This is a genomic window from Micromonospora sp. NPDC050417 (genome assembly GCF_044458865.1).
Taxonomy (GTDB): domain Bacteria; phylum Actinomycetota; class Actinomycetes; order Mycobacteriales; family Micromonosporaceae; genus Micromonospora_G.
Map to the genome: position 1 here is coordinate 1 of NZ_JBITIH010000043.1, position 702 is coordinate 702.

A 702-nucleotide genomic window follows, 5' to 3' on the forward strand; every position below is an offset into this window, starting at 1 on the left:
ACGCCCGGTTACATTCCGAACCCGGAAGCTAAGCCCTCCAGCGCCGATGGTACTGCACTCGGGAGGGTGTGGGAGAGTAGGACGCCGCCGGACAAACTTTCAGTCAAGGGCCGCCCCATCCGGGTCGGCCCTTGACTGCGTTGCTCCGGCCCAAGTGCCATCAGGAAGGATGTACCCGTGAGTTCAGGACCGCAGGGCGACGACCGTCAGCGCCGAGGCGACGATCGCCCCAACCGTGACGGTGGTCGTGGCGGATCCCCGCGTCGAGATGACCGCCCGCCGTACCGAGGCGACCGCGATTCCCGTGGCGGATCAGGCGAGCGTGGCGGCTACTCCGGTGGTGGGCAGCGAGGCGGCCAGGGCGGTGCCGGTGGCGGCTACCGCAGTGGCGCCGGACGGAGCGATGGTGGTTTTCGTTCCGGCTCCCGCGACGGCGGTGGCTCCCGCGAGGGTGGCTTCCGTAGCGGCCCGCGTGACGGTGGTTCGCGTGAGGGTGGCTTCCGTTCCGGCCCCCGTGAGGGTGGCTTCGGCGGTGACCGCGATTCCCGTGGCGGTGGTTTCCGTTCCGGTCCGCGTGACGGTGGTTCGCGTGAGGGTGGCTTCCGTTCCGGCCCCCGTGAGGGTGGCTTCGGCGGCGACCGGGACTCCCGTGGCGGCTCCCGCGAGGGCGGTTTCCGCTCCGGGCCCCGCGACGGCGGTTCG

General features: G+C 71.4%; 1 protein-coding gene and 1 rRNA gene. One reads left to right on the plus strand and one right to left on the minus strand.

Translation table 11 applies throughout. The features are described from left to right. A 5S ribosomal RNA gene (gene rrf, locus ACIBF5_RS31715) occupies window positions 1-93 on the plus strand; the annotation flags it as partial. A 219-nt stretch (window positions 94-312) separates the two neighbouring features. Here the strand turns inward: rrf and ACIBF5_RS31720 are convergent. After that, the coding region (locus ACIBF5_RS31720; protein WP_396816575.1) for a hypothetical protein at window positions 313-702 on the minus strand (390 nt) is incomplete at its 5' end.